This is a genomic window from Streptomyces sp., assembly GCF_035644915.1.
In the GTDB taxonomy this organism is placed as follows: domain Bacteria; phylum Actinomycetota; class Actinomycetes; order Streptomycetales; family Streptomycetaceae; genus Streptomyces.
The window spans coordinates 1-21400 of sequence record NZ_DASQNP010000022.1 but is presented as its reverse complement, the minus strand read 5'-3'; the positions used below and the strand labels follow the sequence as shown (position 1 = coordinate 21400).

The following is a 21400-nucleotide window of genomic DNA, read 5'->3' as shown; positions in this document are numbered from 1 at the left end:
GGGCCCGGGTGCGGGCCGGGTCATCCCCGCGGCCCGGCGCCGCCCGCCCCACGCCGCCCGGGGGCCGGCGGGCGGGCCACCGGATGCGCGGAGCCCTCCTCCCGCGGAATCCGGCGCAGGTAGATGTCCCAGTACGGCGGGACGACACCGGGGATCGGTCCCTTGCGCCCGACGAGCTCCCAGCCCGTCGCCCGGTAGAAGGCGTGGGCCGCGGCCGCCGTCGGCTGGGCCGAGAGCAGCGCGCGTTCCTCGCGCCGCGTCGACAGCAGCGAGTCGACCAGCATCCTGCCCACCCCCGTGCGGCGCCGGGACTCCTCCACGGCGAGGTCGACCAGCGTGCAGGTGCGGCCCTCCCACTCGGCGGAGAGATCCTCCGGGACACCGCCGGGGAATCCCTCCCACCACCGGTGGTCCGCCGACAGGCGGTGGCAGTAGGCGAAGCCGACGACGCGGTCCGAGTGGAGCGCCAGGGCGACGCCGAAGCCGGGTTCCCGCAGATAGCCGTCGAAGAGGGCCTCGTACTCCCGCATGCTCGCCGACGAGGCGACGAAGGGGGGAGCCGAGAAGACCCGGTGCCGCATCCGGCAGACGGCCGCCCGGTGCGCGGCGGCCAGTGCCGCGTCGCCCAGTTCCACCGTGATCCCCGCCGTCATCCGGAACGCTCCTCCCGCCCGTCGGTGTGCGCCCGCAGCGCGGCGGTGATCCGGCCGAGCACATCGGCGGTCGCCGACTCGTCGAGGGCACCGGCCAGGTGGGCCGCCTGCTCCCAGTGGGCGCGTGCCCCGTCGTCGCCGACCGCGTCCAGCGCCTCGGCGACCCCCACGAGGCAGAGCAGTTCGTTGCGCCGGTCGCCGAAGCGCCGGAACGCCTCGCGCGCCCTGCGGTGGGCGTCCACGGCCTGCCGGTGGTCCCCCGTGTCGCCGTACGCCCGGCCCGCCATGTGGCGGCCCCAGGCCACGCTCCACTCGTCCCCCAGCTCGGCGAAGATGGCGAGCGCCGCGAGACAGTCGCGCAGCTCCTCGTCGTACCGTTCCAGTGCGCGGTGGCAGTTGGCGAGGCTGAGCAGCGCCATCCCCTCGCCGCGCTTCTCCCCGTAGGCACGGAACACCTCGATGGCGCGACGGGTGACGGCCACCGCCTGGTCGACCTGCTCCTGCTGGCACAGGACGGTGCCGATCTGCCGCAGCGCGAAGCCCTCGATCCAGCCGTCCCGCACCTTCCCGCCCAGCCGGGCGGCCCTCTCGTAGCACTCCCGCGCCTCCGGCAGCCGGCCGAGCAGCCAGTGGGCGTCACCGAGTCCGAGGTGGTTGCAGGCCTCGCCGTAGGGGTCGCCGGCCTTCTTCGCCGCTTCGAGGCCCAGCCGGTGGATGCCGGGCCACTCCGACCAGTGGGAGCGCAGCTCGAAGAACCCGTACATCACGGCCGGGAGCCGCCAGGCGATGCCGTAGTGCCCGGTCCGGAGCGCGAAGCGGAGGGCGTCGATGAGGTTCAGGCGCTCCTGTTCGAACCACGCCATGGCCTCGTCGACCGTCTCGAACGCCAGCGGCCGGACGTCGTGGCCGTAGCCGTCCATGGGCACGTCGTGGAAGGCGGGCAGGATCACGCGGTGTGCCGTCGCGACGGTCCGCAGGTACCAGGACAGGACCCGGTGGACCGCCCGCGCGCGGTCCTCCCGCGGTTCGTCGCGCTCCGCGCACTCCGCGGCGTACAGGCGCAGGAGGTCGTGCAGCCGGAACCGTCCCGCGGCGACGGGTTGCAACAGGCTCGCGCCGGTGAGCGTGTCGAGGAGGCGCCGGACCGTGCTCGTCTCCGTGCCCGCGAGCGCCGCCGCTGCCGCCGTGCTCACCTCCGCGCCCGGATGCAGGCCCAGGAGGCGGAACAGCCGGGCGGCGGGCTCCGGAAGGGCCCGGTAGGAGGAGGAGAACACGGCCCTCACGTCGCTCAATTCGTCGTCCTCGAAACCCAGCGCATCGAGGCGCGCCCTTTCGTCTTCGAGCTGCTCCACCAGTTCCGCGAGAGTCGCGAAGGGCCGGCTGTTGATCCTCTCCGCCATGATGCGCAGGGCCAGCGGCAAGTGCGCGCACATCTCCGCCAGACGTCCCGCGCTCTCCGGTTCGGCCGCGATGCGCTCGGCCCCGACGATCCGCTTCAGCAGTTCGACCGACTCCTCCGGCGGAAGGATGTCCAGCACCATGCGAGTTGCTCCGTCCCGTGCGATGAGACCGGAGAGGACGTTCCGGCTCGTGACGATCACCAGACAGCGGGGCGAGGACGGAAGCAACGGCCTCACCTGGCCGGACCCGGCCGCGTCGTCTATCACGATGAGCATGCGCCTCCCGCTGAGCAGGGAGCGGAACAGCGCCGAGCGGCCCTCCGTGTCGGCGGGAATCCGCTGCGGGGGCACGTCGAGCGCCCGGAGGAACCCGTCCAGCACCTGACCCGCGTCGAGCCGGTTGCCCGATCCGTGTCCGCGCATGTCGACGTACAGGTCGCCGTCCGCGTACCGGTGCCTGACCCGGTGGGCCCAGTGCAGGGCGAGCGCGGTCTTGCCGACTCCCGGGGGCCCGGCGATGGCCGATATCACCACTCCGTGATCGCCTCCGCCGCCCGTGCCGCGGTCGAGCAGGGAATCCAGCATGTTCAGGTACGGCGCTCTGTCGACGAAGGCCGGGACGTCCATGGGGAGCTGGCGGGGGACGGGGGCGGGCCGTCCGTCCGCACCGCCGAAGCGGATGCCTCCGTACACCACGCCGGCCTGCACGGCGTTCCCCGACTCCCCGCTCAGTTCATTGCGGACGCTCTCGGCCTCAGACCCGTCGAGCACTGTGATCTCCCGAGGGGAAAGCGGATACGGCGGTGCCGCCGGCAGCGGAGTCCGACGGCACCGGGGGCTCTCGCCGGATTCGGTTCAATCGCGGCGCCTGCGCATGAGGTCGTCAAACTCCCGCGCGTAGTCGGGGAAGGCGATCGAACGCTCGACGGCCCTGGCGCGCAGGCGGTCGGCGTCGGCGACCCGGAGTTCGTCGTCCACGGCTTCCGCCGACACGAAGGAGCCGTCCGGGTCGTAGTTCATCAGCAGCAGCAGGGCGGAGTCGAACAGCCAGTAGTCCTGCCGCGGCAGGTCCTCGGGCCACTCGCCCTGCCGAAGCGGGACGATGCGTACGTCCTCACCGGCGGCGACGTTGTGCCGATAGGCCCAGGCGCATTCGAAGCGCACATAGTCGGAAAGGGGCTCGGTCACGAGGTGGACCCGCTGGAATTCCTTCCCCTCCCGTACTCCGCTCCGGACCAGGGCGCCCCACTCGTCGATCCCTGGGAACACGCCACGCGGCTCGCCGGAGAGGAAACGGTCGAACTCGGCCCTCTCGTAGGAGACGTCGTAGAACTGCAGCGTCTCAAGACGGTATGCCGTGCGCCGGAAATCGGAGAAGTGGCGCATGAATTCGGGATCGCTCAGGGAGAAGTACGTCCCGCCCACCCGGATGTCATCCCTCCCGTGCGGCCGTATAGCGTTCGACCGCGCCGAGCACGACGTCCACGGAGATCCGTACGGCGCTCTCGCCTGGAAGAACGTTCTCCAGCTCGGCCGTTGTGTCGCTGTCGAGGATATTCCCCTGGATCACGAAGTCGCCGTTCTCGGCCAGGTACACGGTGGGGCAGCCGGTGCCACCGGAACCCTGGTCCTTGAATAATCTGGTCAGCTTCATCTGATCTCTTTTCCGGTCCGCGTGCCGCAGACCGTCACTGTGGACGGAAGTCCTGGATTTCAGCGTAGCAGCGAGGTCGAACGGCGGACAGGGTCCGGACGGGTGTCATATCGGACAAGGATTCCCGTGCGGGCTGTGTCGCGTTTCGCAGCGGGGTGGAGGGACCGCGGTGACCCGCTCGTGCATGCCCATTCCGCACGGAATTCCGGAACTCCCTCGTCAGGGCCGTGCCTCCATATGCCGCGGGAATGTGCGCGGCGACGCCTCCGGGTGCGGACGGCCGACGGCGCCCCGGGGAACGGAATCCCGCCGTGCCGGATGCGCGGGGTGCGTCTCCCGGGGCGCTTGGTGTGGCCGACAGCGGCGTACGAGCGGGGCCTGCCGGACGGCGGACGCCGGCGCCCGTGTGGGAAAGTCGGATCATGGTCGAGACCTGGGCGTTCGACGGCCGCACCGCGCCGGTGACGGCCGACGAGGCGATCGCGGAACTCCGCGGGAGGATCGCCGGCGGCGAACTCGAATCGTGGCTGACCAGTTCGTCCGGCCGGCTGCTCGCCGTGGTGACCAACACCGAGCGGGCGATGGTGATGCTGCTCGACGGTGACGGCGATCCGGGTGTGTGCGCGGCGGACCCCGGGGCCGGGGGCGTGAGCGACGGCTTCGTCCTGGCGAACGGGCAGGTCGACTCCTACCCCGACGAGGACACGGTGCCCCTCGCGGAGGCGTTCCGGATCGTCCGCCACCTCATCGCCCGGGGCACCCCGCCGCCCGGGGTGACCTGGAAGTGACGGTCTCCTCCGTCTCTCCGGCCGTCACCGGGTTCCTCCGGCGGCCCTAGGCGTCGAGGCCGTAGAGGTTGAACTCCTCCCAGGAGCCGGTGATGTCGGCGGAACGGGCGCGCAGCACGTACCGGAGGGTGCCGGTGTAGTCGTTCTCCATCGTGACGAAGAGGCCGTTCAGCGTGGACTGGAGGGCCCAGCGGTCGAGCCCCTCGTGGTGGTACAGGACGAACCGCTCCCAGCCGCCGACGCCGGTGGAGCGGGCGCGCAGCACGTTCCGGGCGCTGCCGGTGAAGTTCTTCTCCACCGCCACGTACCGGCCGTTGGCCGCGGACCTCAGGGCGTAGGTCTGGGTGGTCTCGTCCCACTCGAAGGCGAAGCTCTCCCAGCCGCCGACGTCGGCGGAGCGGGCGCGGAGCACACCGGTGTGGGGAGCCGCGTAACTCACCTCGGCGGCGACGTAGTTGCCGTTGCGGACGGACTGCATCGCGATGAGGGACGGCTCGTCCGCGGCTGACGGCGCGCCGTTCGCCGCGGCGGAGGAGCGCTCGCCGCCCATCGCCGCCAGTTCGTCGCCGTCCACCGCCTCCCACCCGGCCGGCACGGCGGCCTGGCGGCCGGTCTGCGGGGCGGCTCCGGCCGCCGGTGCGGCCAGCGCGGAAGCCGTCACCAGGGCGCTCAGGGTCAGGAGGAGGGAAGTCATGCGTCGCACGGGTCGTCCTCGCCTTCGTCGAATGGATGGCGGGGGCGGCGGCAGGGGAATTCCGGCCGCCTTTCCGGGAATTCCGTGCCGCGGTGACGATGTCCGCGCACCACGCTCCGGAATCGTTTCATGTATCTCCCCGTGCCCCCCTGTGAAAACCGCGGTCGACGCCTTCCCCTCCGGCGCGTCCGCGGATGCCGCGGTGCTCCGTACGGCGCGGTCCGGATACCTGCCGCGGCTGCCCGGACCACCCTGCCGAAGCGGCCACAGCGTAACGGAGGAAGGTTCCCTACGGCAGGCGATTCCCGGCGGTGGTGTGGATTTCCCGGGAAGCGGCGCGGTATGACCGGCTCCGCTGTCTCCCGTTAAGTTTGATTGAATTCCCCGTTTCCGCCGTGGTCACTTTGGACCCGCCCGGCCGCGGTTCCAAGCGGAGTCGATCCCGCCGTCACCTGGTGCCGCTCCGGTCGCGTCCGGCTCCCGGCCGCCGTACCTCCGGACTCCTTCTCCGGAATTACCGCATGGCGCTCCCGCGCATCGCCCATGCCCGGGGAATTTCCCGAGCGCCTTGCCGTGAAGGCGTCGGGCCCCGGCAGGCTCCCCCGCCCGGCCTCCAGCGGAGGAGGGTGCGGTGGCGAGCGCGGGAAGGCCCCGGACGCCGGTCCGCCGCGAACCGGGGTGGCACGGCGAGCGCTTCGGTGACCGCCGGGGCCGGTGGAAAGGCGCTCGGCCGGTCCGGCGGCTTCCGCGACGGGCGCGACGGGCCGGGTGCCCGTACCTCCGTCCGGGGTACGTGTGCCGCGGGACGTCCGGTTCGTCCGGGGCCGGTGGCGGGAAGGGGCCTACGGTCGGGGCATGGTGTGGGCCGACGACAGCACGATCGAGAAGGCCGGGCGCTTCCTGTGGGCGTCCGGGCGCGTACTGGAGCAGCGCCGCTTCGCGTTCCTCTTCGGCGACGAGACCGCGCCGGCGGGCGTCCTCACCGCCCTGGACGCCTACCGCGCCCCGGACGGGGGGTACGCCTACGGCCTGGAACCGGACGTACGGGGCCCCGCGAGCCAGCCGGTCTCGATGATCGCCGCCCTCCGGGTCCTGGAGGAGACGGGCGCGCTGCCCGGCCGGGCCGGGCCGATCTGCGACTGGCTGGCGGAGCACACGGCGGCGGACGGCGGAGTGCCCGCCGTGCTGCCCAGCCTGCGCCCCTACCCGCACCCGTCCTGGGTTCCCATCCCGGACGAGCCGGTGGGGGAGCTGCTCCCCACCGGCGCGATCGTCGCTCCCCTGCTCCGCGCCGGGGTGGAACACCCCTGGCTGGAGCGGGCGGTGGACTTCTGCCGGCACGCCGTCGAGGGCCTGCGGCGGACCCACCCCTACGAGGCCGAGGCCGCCGTCGCCTTCCTCGACGCGGCCCCGGACCGGACGTGGGCGATCCGGCAGGCCGTACGGCTGGGCGAGACGGTGCGGGAGCAGCGCATCGTCCTCCTCGACCCCGCCCGTCCGCAGGAGGCGCGCCTCGCCCCCGGCTACGCGCCGGGCGAGCACCACCTGCCGCACGACTTCGCCCCGCACCCGGACAGCCTCGCCCGCGCCTGGTTCACCGACACCGAGCTGAACCGCGGCCTGCGGCACCTGGCCGCCGGGCAGCAGGAGGACGGCGGCTGGCCCGTCCGCTGGGCGAAGTGGTCGCCCACCACCGAGGTGGAGGCCCGGCCCTCGGTGACCCTCGCCGCGCTCCTCACCCTGCGCGCCTACGACCGCGCGCCCGGCTGAGGCGGTTCGGCGGGCGAGGCGCGGCCGGGCGCCGACAGGTGCCGACAGGCGCCGGCCGCGCCGCCGTGCGCGGTGCTACGCCGACCGCTCCAGGACGCCCGGTGACGTCCCGGTCCGTCCGGGCAGCGGGTCCGGCCCCCTGCCGGTGCTGCCCGGCACCGACAGGAGGGCGTCGTACCAGGCGGTGGCCATCTTGCCGTAGCCGCGGGCGTTGGGGTGCACGCCGTCGGCCAGGTCGGCGGTCGTCAGCGCGCTGTACATGTCGACCAGGTGCACGCGCTTGCCGGCGTCGGCCTTGCTCCGCACGATCCCGGGGATCGCCGCGTTGTAGGCCCGTACGGCCGAGTCGGCGAAGCTCAGGGGGACGATCGTCGCCACGAAGAGTTCCGCGTCCGGGGACTGGGCGGTGATGCGGTCGATCAGGGCGGAGAGCCGCGACGGTGCCCCGCCGGGGTTCTCGCGGTACATGTCGTTGGTGCCGATGTGCAGCAGGATGGTGTCGGGGTCGTGGGTGCGCAGCCAGTTGACGACGTTGCTGTCGATCTGGGAGATCGTCCAGCCCGAGTGGCCCTCGTGGTCGCGGTCGCCGAGGCTGCTGGGACCGTTGGACAGGGAGCCGACGAAGTCGACCCGGTGACCCCCGGCCACGAACTTCTGCCACAGGTCGATGCGGTACCCGCCCGGCACGTTCAGGCCGTCGGTGATCGAGTCGCCGAGCGGCATGATCCGCACCGTGTCGCCGGGTTCGGCGCGGGCGGTGCCGGTGGTGGTGGCCGTGGCCGCGATGAGCGCCACGAGGGTGATCAGGCCGGTGAGCAGGCGTCTCGTTCTCGTCACGGGGTGTTCCTCTCCTCCCGGCCGGGCCGGGACGTGCGGCTCGCGCGTCGCCGCCGGGGATGCTCCGGAGGGATCGCGGCGGGGCTGTTCGGACGGGTGACGTTCCGGGATGCGTTGTCCGGGATGCGTCGTCCGGGGTGTGGCGTCCGGGCCCGCGGCACCGGCCTGCCCGGCAGGGGCTCGCCGGCGGGAGCGGTGGTCCGGGTGCCGTTCCGCGGCCCGGACGGGCGGACCGGGCGGTTCTACGGCGTCGGCGGCGGGCGGGGCACGGAGGCGCCGCCGGGCGGACCCTGCCGGCGGGCGGCCACCGCGAGCGCGCGGACGGGAGGAGGGCATGCTGACCCCGATGGTGGAGGCGGACCGGGCACCGGGGGCAGGGAACCGGCTATGGGAGCGGTCCCACGATAAGAGCGGCCGTACGGGCCGACAACACCCGGAACGCGGGCTTCCAGGAGTTGTCCGGTTTCCCGCCCCCGCCCGGCGCCGCGCCCGGACGCACCGCCGCCGCGGCGCGCGGCTCAGCAGCCCCGCGCGACCTCCAGCCGCCGCTGGACCACCGCACGGCGCGTGGCGTAGAGCGTGATCCCGGCCGCCAGCACCAGCGCACCCAGCGTGAGGGCGACCGTCGCGCTCCAGCCCGCCGCGTGGTAGGCGATCGCCCCCAGCGAGGCGCCCAGCGAACTGCCCAGGTAGTACGCCATCTGGTACAGCCCGGACGCCTGCGCCCTGCCCTCCTCGGCGGTACGGCTCACCGCGCCGGAGGCCACCGCGTGCCCGGCGAAGAAGCCCGCCGTGATCAGCACCAGGCCGGCCAGTACGGCCGCGAGGCTCTCGCCCAGGCTCACCAGCAGGCCCGCGGCGGTCGTGCCGATCGCCAGGTAGAGCGCGCCGCGCCGGCCCAGCCGTCCGACCAGGCGCCCGGCGGCGGCCGAGGAGACCGTGCCGACCAGGTAGATCGCGAAGAGGGAGCCGACCAGACCCTGGGAGAGCCCGAAGGGCTCGGCCACCAGCCGGTAGCCGATCACCGTGTAGACCGCGCCGAAGACCGTCATGAAGAGCAGGCCGAGCGAGTACAGCCGCACCAGCAGCCCGTCGGACAGGTGGCCGCGGACGACCCGCAGCACCTCGGCGGGCCGCAGCGAGGCCGGGGTGAAGTTGCGGGCCCGGGGGATCAGCAGCCGGTAGAGGACCGCGCAGAGCAGGGAGAGCACGCCCACCGACACCAGGCCGGCGCGCCAGCCCCAGCCCTCGGCCACCCAGCCGGTGAGGACGCGGCCGGTCATGCCGCCGACGCTGTTGCCCGCCACGAACAGGCCGATGGCACCCACCAGCGCGCGGGGGTGCACCTCCTCCGCCAGGTACGCCATCGCCGAGGCCGGGATGCCGGCGATCGCCGCGCCCTGCACCACGCGCAGCGCGACCAGGGCCTCCAGGCTCGGCGCGAAGGGCAGCACCAGCGCGACGGCGACCGCGAGGGCCAGCGAGCCCGTCATCACCGTGCGCCGTCCGAAGCGCTCGGAGAGGACGGACAGCGGCAGCACGGCCACCGCGAGCGCGATGGTGGCGGCGGAGACGGTCCAGCTCGCCCGCCCCGGCGTCACGCCGAAGTCGGCGGAGAGGGCGGGCAGCAGGGGCTGGGTGGCGTACAGCAGGGTGAAGGTCGCCAGGCCCACGGCGAAGAGGGCCAGGCTGACGCGGCGGTTGGAGGGGAGGGAACGGTCGGGGAAGGCACCTGCGCGGGCAGGTGCCCCGGTATCGACGGAAGGCATGTCTCGAACGTACGATCATCAACCTGATGCGTCCAATGCACAGACTTGTGGAAAACGATCCACCAGCGCATAAGCCGAGGTGAGAGGGCATCGTGTCACCGGCTGGCAACAGAAAAGACATCTCGGTTACGTCCGACACATCCCGCCGCGCCACCCGGGGCGCCGAGTCCGTCCCCGATGTCGCCCCCGACTCCTGGGCGGCCACGCTCACCCCGCGGCTGGCGCAGTTCGTGGCCGTCGCCCGCCACGAGCACGTCACCCGCGCCGCCGGCGAGCTGGCCGTGCCGCAGTCCACGCTCAGCCGTGCGATGGCCCGGCTGGAGGACGACCTGGGGGTGGACCTGTTCGCCCGGCGCGGCCGGACCGTCTCCCTCACCCCCGCGGGCCGTACGTTCCTGGCCTCGGTCGAACGCGCCCTGGCCTCGGTGGAGCAGGCCGCGGAGGCGGTGCGCGCCGACGCCGACCCGGCCGCCGGGAAGGTGGCGTTCGGCTTCCTCCACACCCTCGGCTCCGAGACCGTCCCCGGCCTCATCCGCTCCTTCCGCGCCGACCACCCGCGGGTGCGCTTCTCCCTGATCCAGACGTACGGCGAGGCGATGATCGAGCGGCTGCGCGCCGGGGACCTGGACCTGTGCCTGACCTCCCCGGTCCCCGACGCCCCGGACCTGGCCGCCCGCCGCCTGGACGAGCAGCGGCTGCGCCTGGTCGTCCCCGAGGAGCACCCCCTCGCCCGGCGCCGGCGGGTGCGGCTGGTGGAGGCGGCCGAGGAGCCGTTCATCACCCTGGAGCCGGGCTACGGGATGCGCCGCATCTTCGACGCGCTCTGTGCCGAGGCGGGGTTCCGGCCCCGGATCGCCTTCGAGGGGGAGGAGGCCGAAACGCTGCGCGGCCTGGTCGCCGCGGGGCTGGGCGTGGCGCTGCTGCCGCCCCCGGCCGTGCCCCGGCCGGGGGTGCGGGAGCTGACGGTCACCGAGCCGCGCGCGGTGCGGGAGATCGGGGTGGCCTGGGTGGACGGCCGCCCGGAGACCCCGCCGGTGGCGGCCTTCCGCAAGTTCCTGCTCAGCCGCCGCGGCCGGCTGCTGGCGTGAGGGGGCGGCCGTACGGCACCGAGGGGGCGGCCGTACGGCGCGCCCGGTGACGCGGCGGCGTGCCTCAGTGGCGCAGGGAGCGGCCGAAGCCCGCCGCCAGCGGCATCCGCAGGCCCAGCGGGGGCGGGGCCGCCAGCGCGTCGGTGATCGGGCGGGCGAAGTCCCGGTCGCACAGCGTTCCCAGGACGAAGTCCTGGGCCAGGGCGAGGACTTCGGTGCGGTGCTGCCGCAGCGCGTGGCCGTCGGTGTGGACCTCGAAGCGGCAGACGTCCGGGTTGATCTTCTTGGCGCGCACCGCCAGGCGGTACGACAGCTCGGGGGCGGTGTGCTCGTCGTCGGTGCCGTGCACCAGCAGCACCCGCCGTCCGGTGAGCTGCCGCACCGGTTCCGGCCCGTCCTCCCCGCCGGCGTCCGGCAGCCAGGGGGACAGCGCCAGTACGGAGACCACGGCCGGGTGGCCCGCGGCCCGCAGCGCCGCCCGCGCGCCCATGTCCCAGCCCGCCAGGCACACCGGCACGTCGCCGTAGCGGTGCACGACCTGCTCCAGTGCCCACTCCGCGTCCCGCACCGGGTGGGCCTCGGCACCGTTCCAGCCGCGGTAGCGGTAGTGGACGACGTGCGCCACCAGGGCGTCCTCGGCCCCGGCCCGTACCAGCCGCCGCGCCAGCGGCAGCACCGCCGCCGCGGCCCTGGAGGAGCGGCGGCGCGTGCTCGCCGCCTGTCCTCCGGGCAGCAGCAGGACCACTCCCTGCACCGACCGGTCGGTACCCAACGCCCGCCCCAACCGCGCATCCCGTCGCGGCAACGCCTGTTGAGCCATGGCAGAACGATGGCAGAAGCCGGGGTGTACCGGCGGTGTCGTGCGGTCACCATTGGATATCGAAGGTCGCCGACGGGGTGACCGGCAGGGCGCGCATCCGGCCCCGGGATGCTGTCTACGCGCGTAGGAGCTAGAGTGCCGCAATGACGAGCGAGACTGTCACCACCGTCCCCACCGCGGACCAGATCCGCCGCGCCCCCAAGGTGCTGCTGCACGACCACCTCGACGGCGGCCTCCGCCCGGCCACCGTCGTCGACCTCGCCCGTGAGACCGGGTACGACGGCCTGCCCGAGACCGACCCCGAGGCGCTGGGCACCTGGTTCCGCGCGGCCGCCGACTCCGGCTCGCTGGAGCGCTACCTGGAGACCTTCGCCCACACCTGCGCGGTGATGCAGACCCGCGACGCCCTGGTGCGGGTCGCCGCCGAGTGCGCCGAGGACCTGGCGGCCGACGGCGTGGTCTACGCCGAGGTGCGGTACGCCCCCGAGCAGCACCTGGAGGGGGGACTGAGTCTCGAAGAGGTCGTCGAGGCCGTCAACGAGGGCTTCCGCGAGGGCGAGCGCCGGGCCCGCGAGCAGGGCCGGCGCATCCGCGTCGGCGCGCTGCTCACCGCCATGCGGCACGCCGCCCGCTCCCTGGAGATCGCCGAACTCGCCAACCGCTACCGCGACGCGGGCGTCGTCGGCTTCGACATCGCGGGCGCCGAGGCGGGCCATCCGCCCACCCGCCACCTGGACGCCTTCGAGTACCTCAAGCGCGAGAACAACCACTTCACCATCCACGCCGGCGAGGCGTTCGGCCTGCCCTCCATCTGGCAGGCCCTCCAGTGGTGCGGCGCCGACCGGCTCGGCCACGGGGTGCGCATCATCGACGACATCCACGTCGCCGGGGACGGCACCGTGAAGCTCGGCCGGCTCGCGGCGTACGTGCGGGACAAGCGCATCCCGCTGGAGCTGTGCCCCACCTCCAACCTCCAGACCGGGGCGGCGGCCTCGTACGCCGAGCACCCCATCGGGCTGCTGCGGAAGCTGCACTTCCGTGCCACGGTCAACACCGACAACCGCCTGATGAGCGGCACCAGCATGAGCCGGGAGTTCGAGCACCTGGTGGAGACGTTCGGCTACACCCTCGACGACCTGCAGTGGTTCACCGTCAATGCGATGAAGTCGGCGTTCATCCCTTTCGATGAACGTCTGGCCATGATCAATGACGTGATCAAGCCCGGGTACGCCGAACTGAAGTCCGAGTGGCTGTTCCGGGGGAGCGCCGCCAGGGGACTGTGACCAGCGGTTCCGCGCCCGCCGGTGCCGGGGGCGGGGAGCGCCGGAGCGGCCGGGCGTGCGGGTGCCCGGCCGTTTCCGGATGTTTGCGGGCCGTGCGACGCCCTGGCTACGTTCGCGAAGCCGCGCAACCCATCCACATGAGGACGTAGTAGCTGATGAAGCAGCGAACGATGAAGACGCTCGGCGTCGCCGTGCTCGGTGCCGCCTTCGCCGCCGCCGGGGCCGGAGCCGCCGCGGCGGCCCCGCTGGGCCTGGAGCAGGCCGCCGGCAGCGCGCTGAAGACCCTGCCCGTGCAGGAGGCCGCCAAGACGCTGCCCGCCCCCGCGGGAGTCCCGGCGAAGACGCTGCCCGCCGAGGCCGGCACCAAGGCCAAGCCGGCCAAGTCCGCCGCCAAGCCCGCCAAGAAGAAGGACCCGGTGCGGGGCCTGCTGGGCGGCCTGCCGGCCGGCGGCGCCGGCGAGACCCTGCTCAACCTCCCGACCGGCAAGGTCACGGGCGGCCTGCCGACCGGAGGACTCCCGAGCTGATCCTCCCCTCCCTCTTCCTCCCGCCCTCCCCGGCTCCTGCGCGCCGGGGAGGCGCGACGGGCCGCGCACCGGATTCGTCCGGTGCGCGGCCCGTCGTCGTCCGTGGGCCGGTCCGTGTGTCGTCCCGTCCGCGGGGCGGCGGTGGGTCACCAGCCGGCGTGCGCCTTCCGCTCGTCCGGCAGCAGGACCCACAGCGCTATGTAGAGCAGGAACTGCGGCCCCGGCAGCACGCAGGAGACCAGGAAGATCACCCGCATCGTGGTGGCGGAGGTGCCGAAGCGACGGGCCAGCCCGGCGCACACACCACCGATCATCCGGTTGTCGCTGGGGCGGACAAGTGCGGCCATGGGAGACTCCTTCGTTCTGCCCGGAACACTGCTGTTCGATGGCTGTGATTCCACCGTAGGGGACCGATCCGGACAGAACGTCGGTCCACGGGGCGATTCCGACCCCGGGACCCCTCGGGGTCACACCCTGATCCCCGTCGTCCGGGCGGCCGGCCCGGGGGCCCTCCCACTTGCCCCGCCCTCCCCGCCCACCGCGGCCTCCGCGTCCCCGGCACGGACCGCCGAGCGCAGCCGGGCGCGCAGCGCCGGGTAGCACAGCAGGTGGACCAGGGCCGCTCCGGCGGTGTTGAGCAGCAGCGCGTCCACGTTCGCGACCTGCCCGGGCACGACGGGCTGCACCAGCTCGATGCCGAGCGAGATCATCGCCGCGGCGAAGACCGTACGGGCCCACGAGCCCACCCGCGACGCCGGCCGGCCCCCCGCCATCGGCAGCAGCACCCCCAGCGGGGCGAGCAGCGCCAGACCGCCCCCTATCCCCTCCAGGGCCGCCTGGGGGCCGCTGACCAGATCGGCGTGGATCGAGGCGAAGGGCCGCAGGTTCGCGGGGGCGACCCAGGGCACGGACAGGGGCCGCAGCGTCAGCCAGCCGACGAACAGCAGGTGGCAGCACAGGAGCAGGAGGCCCGCTGTACGGATGCGGTGGACGGCGGAGCCGCCGCGGTGTTGGCGCTGCACGGCGGCGAAGACGCACGCGGCGCGGGCCGCGGTTCCGCCTCCGTACCGGTCGGTAGGCGGGTCACCCGGAGAGCGGGGTGCCCGCCGTCCTCCCCGCCTCCGGGTCGCCGCGCAGCGCGCCGGTGCACGCGTAGGCCCGCGGCGGTCCGCCCTTCCCGCCCTCGGCCGGGCCGCCGAGCACCACCGAGTCGTCCCGGCCGGCGGCGGCCGTGCCCGCGAACGTGCACACGATCTGGGCCAGCGCGAAGGGCGGCAGCCCGCCCGGCTCCTCGCTCAGCCGCAGGGTCTCCCCGGGGTCGCCCCGCTGCGGCCCGGACACCTCCAGGGACTCCGGGACGGCGCTGCTGAAGCCCGCCTCGTCCTCGGCCCGGGACGGGCTCTCCTGCAACTCGTCCAGCAGCGCGCGGGCCGTCCCCAACCGGGTGGCCCGGCCGGGCTTCCCGTTCTCCGGGGACACGGCGCGCTCCACCGCGGTGACACCGCCGCCGCAGACCAGGAAGACGTCCGCCGGGACGGCCCCGTCCCCGGGCCGCCCCTCCTCCCCGTCCCCGGGCGCCGCGCACGAGGCCCGGGACGGCGCGGGGCCGGCGTCCACCGGCACGGGCGTGGACCGGATGCCGCACCCGGCGAGCGCGAGCGCGGCCAGGGCGGCGGCGACGGTACGGGCCGTACGGCGTGCGGTGGTCGCGGCGGTCACCGTCCGCTCCCCTCACCGGTGCCGGTGCCCGTACCCGCACCGCCGTGGACACCGCCGCCGTCCCCGTCCCGGCTCTGCTCCGGGGCGAGCCGGCTCGCGTCGCGCGGCAGCCGCAGGGTGAAGACCGCGCCGCCCCCGGGCGCGTTCTCGGCGGTGATCTCGCCGCCGTGGATGTGCGCGTTCTCCCGGGCGATCGACAGCCCCAGCCCGCTGCCCTCGGAGCGGGGCCGGGACGCGCTCGCCTTGTAGAAGCGGTCGAAGACGTGGGGCAGCACGTCCTCGGGGATGCCCGGGCCGTTGTCGGCGACCCGGATCGTCAGCTCGTCCTCGCCGGTGGCCGACGTCCCGGTGCGCACCGACACCCGGACCGGGGAGCCGCCGTGCTTGAGCGCGTTGCCGATCAGGTTGGCCAGGATCACGTCCAGGCGCCGCGGATCGAGCCGCGCCATGATGCCGCGGTCGGCGTCGAGCTCGACCGCGTCCAGCCAGGCGCGGGCGTCGATGCAGGCCGTCACCTGGTCCGCGACGTCCACGTCGTCCAGCACCAGCTTGGCCGTACCCGCGTCGAAGCGGGTGACCTCCATCAGGTTCTCCACCAGGTCGTTCAGCCGCCGGGTCTCGCTGACCACCAGCGTGACCGCGGGCGCGATCATCGGGTCGAGCGAGTCGACCTCCTCCTCCAGCACCTCCGTCACCGCGGTGATCGCGGTCAGCGGCGTCCGCAGCTCGTGCGACATGTCCGCCACGAAGCGGCGGCTGGACTCCTCGCGGGCGCTCAGCTCCGCCACCCGCTTCTCCAGCGCCTCGGCGGTGCTGTTGAACGTCCGGGACAGCTCGGCCAGTTCGTCCGTCCCCGACACCTGGAGCCGGGTGTCCAGCTTGCCCTCGCCCAGCCGGCGCGCCGCGTCGCCCAGCCGCTGCACGGGCCGCAGCACCGTCGTGGCGGCGGCCTGCGCCAGCAGGGCGGAGCCGACCAGGGCCAGCGCGGTGGCGATCCCCAGCGACCAGGCCAGGGAGTTGAGGTCGTCCCGCTCGGGCGCGAGCGACTTGAACATGTAGCCCGTCGTCCCGCCGCCGATCACGGTCGCGCCGCCCACCAGGTAGGGCTCGCCCCCCAGGGTGATCCGCTGCCAGTACAGGTGGTACGGGGCGGAGTTGGAGGCGTCGACCGGACGCTCCTTGTGCACCGCGGTGCGCAGCGCGCCGGGCACGTCGTCCAGGGTGAAGTCCGCGTCGGACGCCACCGTGCACCGCGAGCCGCCGCCCTGGCGGCCGGTCAGCACCACCTCGTAGCGCTGGGTGCTGTTGGCCATGGCCTCGGCCGCGTCCCGCACCGCGTCGCACCGCGGCCGGCGGGGCAGGGAGCCGGCGTTGTCGCCCAGCGACTCGCGGAAGTCGTTGAGCGCGGCGTTCTGCGCCCGGGTGAGGACGGCGTCCCGGTTGATCCAGTACGCGATGCCGGAGGCGGCCGCCGCGGCGATCAGCGCGACCAGGGCGAAGACCACCACCAGCCGCATCCGCAGGCTCGTCAGCCGCAGCGCCCCCGCGATCCTGCCGGGGGTCCCGCTCACCGTGCCCCTCCCCGTGTGCCTTCCCGTCCGCCCGGCGCGTGCGCGGGCGGTGCCGCGGATGTCCCGGACAGCGCTGACACCGCGGACACCGCGGATATCAGGGCCTCGTGCGCCCCCCTCACGCGGGAGGATCCAGCCGGTACCCGACCCCCCGCACCGTACGGATCAGCGTGGGTGAGGAAGGGACGTCCTCGACCTTCGCGCGCAGCCGCTGGACGCACGCGTCGACCAGGCGGGAGTCGCCGAGGTAGTCGTGCTCCCACACCAGCCGCAGCAGTTGCTGCCGCGACAGCGCCTGCCCGGGGCGGCGGCTCAGCTCCAGCAGCAGCCGCAGTTCGGTCGGGGTGAGCTGCAGGTCCTTCCCGTTCTTGGTCACGGTCATCGCCGAGCGGTCGATGACCAGCGCCCCGAAGGTCGCCGAGTCGTTCGCCTCGCGCTCGCCGCGCCGCATCACCGCGCGGATGCGGGCGTCCAGCACCCGTCCCTGCACCGGCTTGACGACGTAGTCGTCCGCGCCCGACTCCAGACCGACCACGACGTCGATGTCGTCGCTGCGCGCGGTCAGCAGGATGATCGGCAGTTGGTCCGTGCGCCGGATGCGGCGGCACACCTCGAAGCCGTCGATGCCGGGCAGCATCACGTCCAGCACGATCAGATCGGGCCGTTGCTCGCGCAGCAGCTTCAGACCGTCCTCACCCGAGGCAGCGGTCACCACGCGGTGGCCCTGCCGGGTCAGGCCCATCTCCAGGGCCGTGCGGACGGCCTCGTCGTCCTCGATCAGCAACAGGAAAGGCACGGCGTCATTCTGGCGCATCGCGTGCCCCGACTTCGACGGGCATGTACACGGAAGTCGGTTCCGTGTCGGGTCACGGCCGCGCCGTCCCCTGTGACACCCCTGTGACAGAGGGAGGACTCCGCCATGAAACTGCCGCGGCAGTGTATTCGCCACGAGCAAGCGCACGGTTGGCTCCATGAGGGGGGCGCGAGATGAACACACTGCACCGCACCATCACCAGCGCGGTCGTCCACACGCGTCTGCACACCCCCGTGGTTCCCGACCGGGGCGCGGAGAGGTCCGGTGCCACGGGCGGGCCGGGGGTCTCCCCGGCGAAGCGGGGGGGCGGATGCGCCCGCGGCACCGGGCGGCAGCGGCCGGCGCACATCGCGGCGGTGGAGGAGGCGGCCGTGGGGGACGGCCACCGGGGGGAGGACGCGTACGGGGAGGCTCCGGGGGAGCGGCGCCGAGGCGTGTCGGAGGCGGAGTTCACCGCCTACGTCCGCGAGCGCCGCGCCTCCCTGTACGCCACCGCGTACCACCTGACGGGGGACCGCCACGAGGCCGAGGACCTGCTGCAGAGCGCGCTGTTCTCCACGTACCGCGCCTGGGACCGGATCAGCGACAAGGCGGCGGTCGGCGGATACCTCCGCCGCACCATGACCAACCTCCACATCAGCGCCTGGCGCCGCCGCCGGCTCAACGAGTACCCGACCGAGGAGCTGCCCGAGGCCGCGGGGGAGAGCGACGCGATGCGCGGCACGGAGCTGCGCGCGGTGCTGTGGCAGGCGCTGGCGCGGCTCCCCGAACTCCAGCGCACCATGCTGGTGCTGCGCTACTACGAGGGCCGCACCGATCCGGAGATCGCCGACATCCTGAACATCAGCGTCGGCACGGTCAAGAGCAGCATCTGGCGCTCCCTGCGCCGCCTGCGCGACGACGAGGCGCTCAGCCTCGGCCGGGACCTGGAGGAGAGCTTCGGCGAGCTGGTCGCCTGACGGACCGGCCCGGGGACGGGGGAGACGGGGGAGAAGCGGGGGGCAACGGGGGAACACGGGGGAATGCGAGCGGGTCCGGTCGGCCGGGGGGTCCGACCGGACCCGCTCCGTCATGCGCGCACGGCCGGCGTGCGCACGGCCGGGGCGGCCGCGCCGAGCGCCGCGATCCTGGCCAGCGCCTCGTCGCGGTCGCAGGCGTGCGCGCCCAGGGAGACGTGGTGCGCGACGATCGCGCCCTCGTTGCGCATCAGGGTCCAGCCGCGGCGCACCAGCACGGGCAGCGACTTGCGGCCCTCGCGCACGTCGCGCAGCAGCCGCCGCCGGAAGGTGGTGACGGGACGCCCGCGCAGGCACAAGGTGTCGGCCAGCAGCCCCAGTTCGCGGCACCGCCCGGCGAGCTCGGCGGCGAATATCCCCTCGGCGACGAACAGGCGCGCGCCGCGCAGGTCGAGCGTCTCCTCGCCGGCCCGGGCGCTCGCGGAGATGTCGTACACCGGCACGGTGGCGCGGCCGTGCTCGCACAGGGCGGTGATCGCCGCCACCGCGGCCCGCGCGTCCCAGGAGGCCGGGTCGTCCCAGTCCACCAGGCCGCTGCCGGGGAGGCGGGGCAGGGACGGGTCGCCGGCCTCCTTGTAGAAGTCGTCCAGGCGCAGCACGGGCAGCCCGGTGCGGGCGGCGAGCGAGGACTTGCCGGAGCCGGAGGGCCCGGTCAGCAGGATCACGCGGGCGGTGTCGGGTGAGGTCACGGAACACCATTGTCGGACATCCCCGGAGAGGCCGGTACGGGTGTGCACGGACCGGCGAGGTCGTATACGCTGCGTCACCGTACCGTTACGCACAACGAGTCTCCCTGGTAGGTGTCCCATGACCCCTCAGCGCCGCCGTCACGTACGGACGAGGCAAGCGCGCACGGGAAGGAACGGTGCCGCGGGCATCCTGCTGCGGGCCGGGCTGGCCGTCTCCGCGGCCGGGGCCGCGATGGTCTCGGGGGCGACGGCGGCGGGCGCGGCGGCCGCGCTGCCGACGGGGATCGAGGCGCCCGTCCCGTCGCCGGACGTCGCGGCGTCCACCGCGCCGCCGGGACCGGTGGAGGCCGTGCAGGGCACGGTGGGCGCGGTGGGGGCGGCGGAGCGGGGGACGGCCGGCGCGCTGGGCCCGGCCAAGGACCAGCCGCTCAACCCGCTGGCCAACACGAGCGTGGACCCGCTGAACAACTCGGTGGGCACCCAGGTCGCCGACTTCCGGCCGGTGTCCACCGAGCCGGTCACGGCGCCGCTCTCCAAGGGCGGCACGGTGCGCACCCTGCCCGCCACGGCCCCGGTGGCGGGGCTGCTGCCCGGCTGAGGCGGTTGGTGCGCGGCCGTACGCCAGGGCCCGTGACGGCGCTCGTGTCGGCGGGCGTCAGACGCCGATGGGGTGCCAGACGGTCTTGGTCTCCAGGAACGCCAGCAGCCGCCTCGTGCCGGGGTCGGCGGTCCAGTCGGCGGCCCCGGAGCCGCCGGCCGCCGGCCGCAGCACCCGCTTGAGGTTCTCCGCGGCGGACGCCTCCAGCTCCTTCGCCAGCTCCGCGTCCGCGCCCGTCAGGTCGATCGCGTTGACGTCCTGGTGGGCGGCGAGCGGGGCGGCGATCTCGGCGGTGCGGCCGGAGAGGATGTTGACCACGCCGCCCGGCAGGTCGGAGGTGGCCAGCACCTCGGCCAGGGAGAGGGCGGGCAGGGGCGCCCGCTCGCTCGCCACGACCACGGCCGTGTTGCCGGTGACGATCACCGGGGCGAGCACCGAGACCAGGCCGAGGAAGGACGACTCCCGCGGGGCCAGGACGGCGACCACACCGGTGGGTTCGGGGGTGGAGAGGTTGAAGTACGGGCCCGCGACGGGGTTGGCGCCGCCCGCGACCTGGGCCACCTTGTCCGACCAGCCCGCGTACCACACCCAGCGGTCCACGGCGGCGTCCACCTGGGCGGCGGCCTCGGGCCCGGGCAGCCCCTCGGCGGCGGCGACCTCGGCGGCGAACTGGTCGCGGCGGCCCTCCAGCATCTCGGCGATCCGGTAGAGGATCTGGCCGCGGTTGTACGCGGTCGCCCCGGACCAGCCGCCGAACGCCTTGCGGGCCGCGACCACCGCGTCCCGGGCGTCCTTGCGGGAGGCGAGCGGTGCGTTCGCCAGCCAGTTGCCCTCTGAGTCGGTCACCTCGTACACCCGCCCGCTCTCGGACCGGGGGAACTTCCCCCCGACGAACAGCTTGTAGGTCTTGAGGACGCTCAGCCGCGCATGCGCGGCGCCCGCGCCGGACCTGCCGGACATCTCAGACATCGAGGTACGCCTCCAGACCGTGACGGCCGCCCTCGCGGCCGAAGCCCGACTCCTTGTAGCCGCCGAAGGGCGAGGTCGGGTCGAACTTGTTGAACGTGTTGGCCCACACCACGCCGGCCCGGAGCCGGTCGGCCATCGCCAGGATGCGCGACCCCTTCTCCGTCCACACGCCCGCCGACAGGCCGTACGGCGTGTTGTTGGCCTTGGCCACGGCCTCGTCGGGGGTGCGGAAGGTCAGCACCGACAGCACGGGGCCGAAGATCTCCTCGCGGGCGATCCGGTGGGCCTGGGTGACGTTCGTGAAGACGGTGGGCGCGAACCACCAGCCCCGCTCGGGCAGTTCGCACGCGGGCGCCCAGCGCGTGGCGCCCTCGGCCTCGCCGCTGTCGGCGAGTTCGGTGATGCGGGCGAGCTGCTCGGCGGAGTTGATCGCGCCGATGTCGGTGTTCTTGTCCAGCGGGTCGCCGACCCGCAGCGTCTCCACCCGGTCGGTCAGCCGGGCCACGAACTCGTCGGCGATCGCCTCCTGGACCAGCAGCCGGGAACCGGCGCAGCAGACCTGGCCCTGGTTGAAGAAGATCCCGTTGACGATGCCCTCGATCGCCTGGTCCTGGGCCGCGTCCTCGAACACGATGTTCGCGCCCTTGCCGCCGAGCTCGAGGGTGATCCGGCGGCCGGTCCCCGCCAGCTCGCGCTGGATCCGCCGGCCGACGGCGGTCGACCCGGTGAAGGCGACCTTGT

General features: G+C 74.0%; 23 protein-coding genes. 7 read left to right on the top strand and 16 right to left on the bottom strand.

Annotated elements, in window-relative coordinates:
* Positions 1-20 precede the first annotated feature (20 nt).
* The 4 genes from VE546_RS03020 to VE546_RS03005 form a co-directional block, all read right to left on the bottom strand.
* Positions 21-653: a GNAT family N-acetyltransferase gene (locus tag VE546_RS03020; RefSeq protein WP_324917835.1), complete on the bottom strand. Its 633-nt coding sequence runs from the start codon at positions 651-653 to the stop codon at positions 21-23.
* Entirely contained in the window at positions 650-2824 is a 2175-nt protein-coding gene (locus tag VE546_RS03015) for an ATP-binding protein (protein WP_324917832.1), read from the bottom strand. The genes VE546_RS03020 and VE546_RS03015 overlap by 4 nt, the downstream gene beginning before the upstream one ends.
* Before the next feature lie 84 nt (positions 2825-2908).
* Positions 2909-3439 (bottom strand): DUF6879 family protein, encoded by a 531-nt coding sequence (locus tag VE546_RS03010; protein WP_324917829.1) that lies wholly within the window; start codon positions 3437-3439, stop codon positions 2909-2911.
* A 46-nt stretch (positions 3440-3485) separates the two neighbouring features.
* Positions 3486-3707: a hypothetical protein gene (locus VE546_RS03005; protein ID WP_324917826.1), complete on the bottom strand. Its 222-nt coding sequence runs from the start codon at positions 3705-3707 to the stop codon at positions 3486-3488.
* 422 nt (positions 3708-4129) lie between these two features.
* On the opposite strand from VE546_RS03005, the gene VE546_RS03000 reads away from it, so the two are divergent.
* Positions 4130-4495, top strand: a complete 366-nt coding sequence (locus tag VE546_RS03000; protein WP_324917825.1) for a hypothetical protein — start codon at positions 4130-4132, stop codon at positions 4493-4495.
* 46 nt (positions 4496-4541) lie between these two features.
* Here VE546_RS03000 and VE546_RS02995 read toward each other — a convergent pair whose 3' ends face one another.
* Entirely contained in the window at positions 4542-5189 is a 648-nt protein-coding gene (locus tag VE546_RS02995) for a hypothetical protein (RefSeq protein WP_324917822.1), read from the bottom strand.
* A gap of 855 nt (positions 5190-6044) precedes the next feature.
* On the opposite strand from VE546_RS02995, the gene VE546_RS02990 reads away from it, so the two are divergent.
* Positions 6045-6959 (top strand): hypothetical protein, encoded by a 915-nt coding sequence (locus tag VE546_RS02990; protein ID WP_324917819.1) that lies wholly within the window; start codon positions 6045-6047, stop codon positions 6957-6959.
* Between the two features lie 75 nt (positions 6960-7034).
* Here the strand turns inward: VE546_RS02990 and VE546_RS02985 are convergent, their stop codons facing one another.
* Entirely contained in the window at positions 7035-7796 is a 762-nt protein-coding gene (locus tag VE546_RS02985; protein ID WP_324917816.1) for an SGNH/GDSL hydrolase family protein, read from the bottom strand.
* Between the two features lie 518 nt (positions 7797-8314).
* The gene (locus tag VE546_RS02980; RefSeq protein WP_324917813.1) at positions 8315-9565 is read right to left on the bottom strand and encodes an MFS transporter; all 1251 of its coding nucleotides are present in this window, start codon (positions 9563-9565) and stop codon (positions 8315-8317) included.
* 218 nt (positions 9566-9783) lie between these two features.
* Here VE546_RS02980 and VE546_RS02975 point away from each other — a divergent pair, with 218 nt between their 5' ends.
* Positions 9784-10653, top strand: a complete 870-nt coding sequence (locus tag VE546_RS02975; RefSeq protein WP_324917894.1) for a LysR family transcriptional regulator — start codon at positions 9784-9786, stop codon at positions 10651-10653.
* Between the two features lie 64 nt (positions 10654-10717).
* Here the strand turns inward: VE546_RS02975 and VE546_RS02970 are convergent, their stop codons facing one another.
* Positions 10718-11473 carry an alpha/beta hydrolase gene (locus VE546_RS02970; RefSeq protein ID WP_324917810.1) on the bottom strand — a complete coding sequence of 252 codons (756 nt, stop codon included), beginning with the start codon at positions 11471-11473 and terminating at the stop codon, positions 10718-10720.
* A gap of 143 nt (positions 11474-11616) precedes the next feature.
* Between VE546_RS02970 and VE546_RS02965 the strand changes: the two genes are divergently transcribed.
* Positions 11617-12756, top strand: coding sequence for an adenosine deaminase (locus VE546_RS02965; protein WP_324917808.1), 1140 nt, complete (start codon positions 11617-11619; stop codon positions 12754-12756).
* Positions 12757-12911: 155 nt separating this feature from the next.
* Complete coding sequence (locus tag VE546_RS02960) at positions 12912-13283, top strand: ATP-binding protein (RefSeq protein ID WP_324917805.1); 372 nt, start codon at positions 12912-12914, stop codon at positions 13281-13283.
* 146 nt (positions 13284-13429) lie between these two features.
* Here the strand turns inward: VE546_RS02960 and VE546_RS02955 are convergent, their stop codons facing one another.
* From VE546_RS02955 to afsQ1, 5 genes are all read right to left on the bottom strand, one after another.
* Complete coding sequence (locus VE546_RS02955) at positions 13430-13630, bottom strand: PspC domain-containing protein (RefSeq protein WP_324917802.1); 201 nt, start codon at positions 13628-13630, stop codon at positions 13430-13432.
* Between the two features lie 120 nt (positions 13631-13750).
* Complete coding sequence (locus VE546_RS02950; RefSeq protein WP_324917799.1) at positions 13751-14305, bottom strand: VanZ family protein; 555 nt, start codon at positions 14303-14305, stop codon at positions 13751-13753.
* A gap of 61 nt (positions 14306-14366) precedes the next feature.
* The gene (locus VE546_RS02945; RefSeq protein ID WP_324917795.1) at positions 14367-15002 is read right to left on the bottom strand and encodes a hypothetical protein; all 636 of its coding nucleotides are present in this window, start codon (positions 15000-15002) and stop codon (positions 14367-14369) included.
* Positions 14999-16519, bottom strand: coding sequence for a HAMP domain-containing sensor histidine kinase (locus VE546_RS02940; protein WP_324917891.1), 1521 nt, complete (start codon positions 16517-16519; stop codon positions 14999-15001). The genes VE546_RS02945 and VE546_RS02940 overlap by 4 nt, the downstream gene beginning before the upstream one ends.
* A gap of 172 nt (positions 16520-16691) precedes the next feature.
* Positions 16692-17369 (bottom strand): two-component system response regulator AfsQ1, encoded by a 678-nt coding sequence (afsQ1, locus tag VE546_RS02935; protein WP_324917792.1) that lies wholly within the window; start codon positions 17367-17369, stop codon positions 16692-16694.
* Between the two features lie 191 nt (positions 17370-17560).
* Between afsQ1 and VE546_RS02930 the strand changes: the two genes are divergently transcribed.
* Positions 17561-18346: a SigE family RNA polymerase sigma factor gene (locus VE546_RS02930; RefSeq protein WP_324917791.1), complete on the top strand. Its 786-nt coding sequence runs from the start codon at positions 17561-17563 to the stop codon at positions 18344-18346.
* Positions 18347-18456: 110 nt separating this feature from the next.
* Here VE546_RS02930 and VE546_RS02925 read toward each other — a convergent pair whose 3' ends face one another.
* On the bottom strand, positions 18457-19092 hold the full coding sequence (locus VE546_RS02925) for an ATP-binding protein (protein WP_324917788.1): 636 nt from the start codon (positions 19090-19092) through the stop codon (positions 18457-18459).
* Positions 19093-19210: 118 nt separating this feature from the next.
* On the opposite strand from VE546_RS02925, the gene VE546_RS02920 reads away from it, so the two are divergent.
* Complete coding sequence (locus tag VE546_RS02920) at positions 19211-19690, top strand: hypothetical protein (RefSeq protein ID WP_324917785.1); 480 nt, start codon at positions 19211-19213, stop codon at positions 19688-19690.
* Between the two features lie 57 nt (positions 19691-19747).
* Here the strand turns inward: VE546_RS02920 and VE546_RS02915 are convergent, their stop codons facing one another.
* On the bottom strand, positions 19748-20659 hold the full coding sequence (locus VE546_RS02915) for an aldehyde dehydrogenase family protein (protein ID WP_324917783.1): 912 nt from the start codon (positions 20657-20659) through the stop codon (positions 19748-19750).
* Positions 20652-21400 (bottom strand): aldehyde dehydrogenase family protein (locus VE546_RS02910; protein WP_324917780.1); only part of this gene is annotated, 749 nt, incomplete at its 5' end. The genes VE546_RS02915 and VE546_RS02910, both read right to left, overlap by 8 nt.

Coding starts and splice junctions, on each gene's coding strand:
- VE546_RS03020 (WP_324917835.1), bottom strand. CDS start 653: ATGACGGCGGGGATCACGGTGGAACTGGGCGACGCGGCACTGGCCGCC.
- VE546_RS03010 (WP_324917829.1), bottom strand. CDS start 3,439: ATGCGCCACTTCTCCGATTTCCGGCGCACGGCATACCGTCTTGAGACG.
- VE546_RS03005 (WP_324917826.1), bottom strand. CDS start 3,707: ATGAAGCTGACCAGATTATTCAAGGACCAGGGTTCCGGTGGCACCGGC.
- VE546_RS03000 (WP_324917825.1), top strand. CDS start 4,130: ATGGTCGAGACCTGGGCGTTCGACGGCCGCACCGCGCCGGTGACGGCC.
- VE546_RS02995 (WP_324917822.1), bottom strand. CDS start 5,189: ATGACTTCCCTCCTCCTGACCCTGAGCGCCCTGGTGACGGCTTCCGCG.
- VE546_RS02990 (WP_324917819.1), top strand. CDS start 6,045: ATGGTGTGGGCCGACGACAGCACGATCGAGAAGGCCGGGCGCTTCCTG.
- VE546_RS02980 (WP_324917813.1), bottom strand. CDS start 9,565: ATGCCTTCCGTCGATACCGGGGCACCTGCCCGCGCAGGTGCCTTCCCC.
- VE546_RS02970 (WP_324917810.1), bottom strand. CDS start 11,473: ATGGCTCAACAGGCGTTGCCGCGACGGGATGCGCGGTTGGGGCGGGCG.
- VE546_RS02965 (WP_324917808.1), top strand. CDS start 11,617: ATGACGAGCGAGACTGTCACCACCGTCCCCACCGCGGACCAGATCCGC.
- VE546_RS02960 (WP_324917805.1), top strand. CDS start 12,912: ATGAAGCAGCGAACGATGAAGACGCTCGGCGTCGCCGTGCTCGGTGCC.
- VE546_RS02955 (WP_324917802.1), bottom strand. CDS start 13,630: ATGGCCGCACTTGTCCGCCCCAGCGACAACCGGATGATCGGTGGTGTG.
- VE546_RS02940 (WP_324917891.1), bottom strand. CDS start 16,519: ATGCGGCTGGTGGTGGTCTTCGCCCTGGTCGCGCTGATCGCCGCGGCG.
- VE546_RS02930 (WP_324917791.1), top strand. CDS start 17,561: ATGAACACACTGCACCGCACCATCACCAGCGCGGTCGTCCACACGCGT.
- VE546_RS02920 (WP_324917785.1), top strand. CDS start 19,211: ATGACCCCTCAGCGCCGCCGTCACGTACGGACGAGGCAAGCGCGCACG.
- VE546_RS02915 (WP_324917783.1), bottom strand. CDS start 20,659: ATGTCTGAGATGTCCGGCAGGTCCGGCGCGGGCGCCGCGCATGCGCGG.